Source organism: Paenibacillus sp. 01T422 (genome assembly GCF_056398785.1).
On the sequence record NZ_JBFTQB010000739.1, the window covers coordinates 1 to 3951 of the forward strand.

General features: G+C 46.5%; 4 protein-coding genes. All 4 read left to right on the plus strand.

Going from position 1 to position 3951, the window contains the following annotated elements:
* Positions 1 to 822: carbohydrate ABC transporter permease (locus AC1DUA_RS30180; protein WP_477503254.1), on the plus strand; the 822-nt coding region annotated here is incomplete at its 5' end.
* A gap of 1 nt (position 823) precedes the next feature.
* Complete coding sequence (locus tag AC1DUA_RS30185) at positions 824 to 1720, plus strand: carbohydrate ABC transporter permease (protein WP_477503255.1); 897 nt, start codon at positions 824 to 826, stop codon at positions 1718 to 1720.
* Positions 1721 to 1768: 48 nt separating this feature from the next.
* Positions 1769 to 3355 carry a response regulator transcription factor gene (locus tag AC1DUA_RS30190; protein WP_477503257.1) on the plus strand — a complete coding sequence of 529 codons (1587 nt, stop codon included), beginning with the start codon at positions 1769 to 1771 and terminating at the stop codon, positions 3353 to 3355.
* Positions 3356 to 3417: 62 nt separating this feature from the next.
* On the plus strand, positions 3418 to 3951 hold a 534-nt coding region (locus tag AC1DUA_RS30195; protein ID WP_477503256.1), incomplete at its 3' end, for a hypothetical protein.

The following is a 3951-nucleotide window of genomic DNA, read 5'->3' on the forward strand; positions in this document are numbered from 1 at the left end:
CTCTTACTGTTGTTTCTTATTTATCCGACTCTGCAGCTTTTCCGATACAGCTTAACTAGCTGGGACGGCTACAGCCCAAGCTTCAAGTACATTGGCTTCGACAATTATGTCCGCATGCTGTTTGATTTCCCTGAAGCCTGGCATGCGATAAGGAATAACGGCATCTATTTCTTACTCCATACGGTTGCAATTCCACTTGAACTGATGACGGCGGTGCTGCTAAACAGAGTGCTGCGAGGGAGCGCATTCTTTCGATTTTCTGTCCTAATGCCTTATATTATTAACGGAATTGCAGTCGCCTACATGTTTAGTTACATTTACAATCCTATTAACGGACCTCTTAATGAATTGTTAAAAGCAATCGGCTTAGAGTCATGGATTCAAAGTTGGCTAAGTGACGCGAACGTCGTCAATTATTCCTTAGTGGTAGTCTCGCTTTGGCGCTACAGCGGTGTCCATGTCGTTCTATTTCTAGCCGGGCTGCAGTCGATCCCGAAGGATCTATATGAAGCAGCTGAAATTGATGGGGCGAATTTCTGGCAGCAGCAGCGGTTTGTAACTTTGCCAGGTATCCGCCGAGTGGTGGAGATTATTCTGTTCATGAATGTATCCGGAGCCCTTCTCCAATATGACATCCCGCTTGTCATGACCAATGGGGGTCCAGGCAGCGCAAGCTCGACATTTGGTTTATATTCGTTGCAGACGGCCTTTACGTATAACAATTACGGTTTGGCCTCGTCGATGGCGGTTATGCTTTTGTTCTTAATTATTATTTTTTCAGCGCTGCAGGCATGGATTGTGAAAGACAGGAGTGAATCTTGACATGGAACGTACACAGTTATTGAAACWAACCTATAAGCCGGATGTACCAAGCAGGACCCGTTCGATAAGCTCTCAGCGACTAGTAGGTCATATCGTTTATTATGTGTTTTTTACCTTAATGGCGGCGATCGTATTCGTACCTATTCTGCTTGTTGTGTTCGGTTCGTTTAAGACGAATTTGGAGTTGGCTGAGACGTCGCCTTTTTCTTTGCCGAGGAGCTTTCTGCATATCGACAACTATGTTAGCGCCTTGAAAGAAGGCAATATGGTGCGCGGACTGGGGAACTCAGTGCTGCTCGTTGCGTGCAGCATGCTAGGGAATATGATGCTCGGCACGATGACGGCTTATGTGCTGAATCGTTTTCAGTTCCGCATGCGAAAAGTGATTCTCATCTTATTTATGGCAGCCATGATTATTCCAGCTTATACGACGGAAATTGCCCGGTTTCAGCTCATTCATGCTCTTGGAGTCTATAATACACTAGGGGCGCCTCTGCTGATTTATATAGGAACAGATATTATGCAGATCTACATTTACATGCAGTTTCTCGAAAAGATTTCCGTACAGCTCGACGAGAGCGCGATGCTGGATGGAGCCTCTTACGTGCGAATTTTCCGCTCGATTATTTTCCCGTTATTGCTGCCAGCAACAGCTACTCTAGCTATACTAAAAAGTGTTACAATAATGAACGATATCTTCGTCCAGCAGCTATACATGCCTAGCGTGAAGCTTGCGACGTTGGCGACTTCATTGACGGCTTTTGTCAGCACACGCAGCTCCGATTTATCTCAGCTGTGCGCTGGGATTATCATTGTTTTGCTGCCAAGTGCCATTTTCTACATCGTATTTCAACGTTATATTTTCAAAGGTCTCATGGATGGGGCTGTTAAAGGATAAGGAAGAGGCAGTCAACTTGGCCATTGGAGGATGAATCGGTTGCTTAAAATGATGATTGTTGACGATGAACCGCTTGTTCGCCTTGCACTTCAACATATGATTGATTGGCCAAGTATGGGAATTGCGGTCGAGGTCGAAGCCGCAGACGGGGCGGAGGCACTTGAGATTCTGGAGCAGCGAGACGATATTGATCTCATGCTGCTGGATATCGAGATGCCGAGGCTCAGCGGAATCGAGCTGCTGCGGGCTTACCCGGCCGTTAAGGAAAAGCGGAGACCCGTCACGATCATGCTAAGCGCCTACAGCGATTACAGCTATGTTAGGGAGGCTTTTGTGCTCGGTGCTATCGATTTCATCGTCAAGGCGGATATGGATGAGGAGCATCTTGTGCCTGTCGTTCTGAAGGCGATTAGCGAACTTCATAAACAGGAACCTTCGTTAAATCCGCTGCCGGCTAGTGAGGCCCAAGACGACATCGACGCGAAAAGTGAAATTCTTCGCCAGCTCATCACGTTTGATCCTCACCAGCAGGAGGATTCAGCAGCCGTTATGGCGACAGGAATTCACGAATGGCTAGGTGAATCCAACCAGTTGGTTGCTGTCATGACCATTGCACATGGCTCTGCGAATAGCAGGTTGGAACGAAGCTTACATGATACGAAAACGCAGCGTTTTATTAGACAATCGGTGCAAACCGTGCTCGACGCCATGTCGATCCAGCATTTTATTTATCGTAAAAGCCAAACGGAATACGTGCTGTTTTGTACGTTGGCACAGTATCGAAGTGAAAGTGTCATTCGCGAAAAAGTGCAGTCTGCTTTTACCATGATGCAAACTCGGCTTATCCAATATGTGAATGTTTCGATATCTATCGGCGTGAGTGAGCTGGCTAGTGGAACGAAGCATTGGTACCGCCTGCACCAGCAGGCAGCGCATTTGGCAACGATGAGTTTTTTTGCCGGATGGAACAAAGTGTTTTATCCCGAAAGTTGTATGGATCAGGGAAGAGCTGGATCTGGATCTGGAGCGAATGCCAGCCAGGATCATGTTCGCAAGCTGCAGCTGACGCTGAAGGCAAACGGTGCCGGGATCGCTCAGCTGCTGGAGCAGGGAAATCCGGAGCTGTGGAACAGGGAGTTTGAACAAATGCAGCTGCTGCTAGGACAAACATGGGGGTGGAAACCCCAGGAAGTCCAAGCTGCGCTTGAGAATTTGCTCTGGGAGCTCGGTGGTTTGCTCTATCGCAAAGGCATAAGTTGGGACGAACTGGAGGAAGAGATTCAGCATCCTTTTGAATATATGAGAAGCTTGGAAACATTGGAAGAAACGAAAAGCTGGCTGCATCGGATCTGCGCGAACTTGTACAGCTGGCTTCATGGGAAGGAAAAAGCGGATAGCAGCTACAGCACTGTAGTAGCGACAGCTAAACAGTTCCTTGATCTTCATTACATGGAAGATGTCAACCTGGTGTTAATCAGCGAGATGGTGGGTGTCAGCGAAAGCTATTTAAGCAAACAGTTTACGAAGGAAGTCGGCAGCAATTTCATCCAGTACTTAACGAATTTGCGCATCGAGGAATCCAAACGATTGATGAAGAAGAAAGGCTTTAAAATTACCGACATTGCCGAGACATGATACATGTCGTATCATGTCGAAAATTCGCGAATGGAAACCTATTTAGAAGGGTGGTTGCAGGAATGAAATCCAGTAGTCCCAAGTTGAAAAAAGGTATCACGGTATCTTTAGCTGTACTAACAGCACTCCAAATGTATGCTGTCATCCCAAGTGGTACAGCTCTAGCGGCTGATGGAGATGCCTATTTCCAAGACTATAATAACGGGCAAATTGGCGGTTGGAAGAAAACCTCCGGTAACGCTACTTTCAGCGTAGTGAATAATGCGCTCAAAGTTGTTACATCCGGGGTAACATTGATGGTGGATGATAATTCGCCTTCCTATCAGAATGCTGAGCTAGAAACTAAGCTGAAGGTCGAGAGCGGGCAAGGCCGATATGGCTTTTTGTTCCGGTATGTGGATGTGAATAATTTTGCAGGCATTGTTTATGACAACGGCAGTTGGCTCTACTATTACTATAAAAATGGAACGGAATACTACGGCAACATCGCTTCTAAGTCCATGTCTACTAATCAAACCTATGATATCAAAATCAGGTATGTGGATTCGGACATTATTTTATGGATTGACGGAGAGAAGGTTGCAGCTGCAACGGTT

Bases quoted from the DNA above. Each gene is read 5' to 3' on its own strand.
- AC1DUA_RS30190 (WP_477503257.1), top strand. From the start codon at position 1,769: ATGATGATTGTTGACGATGAACCGCTTGTTCGCCTTGCACTTCAACAT.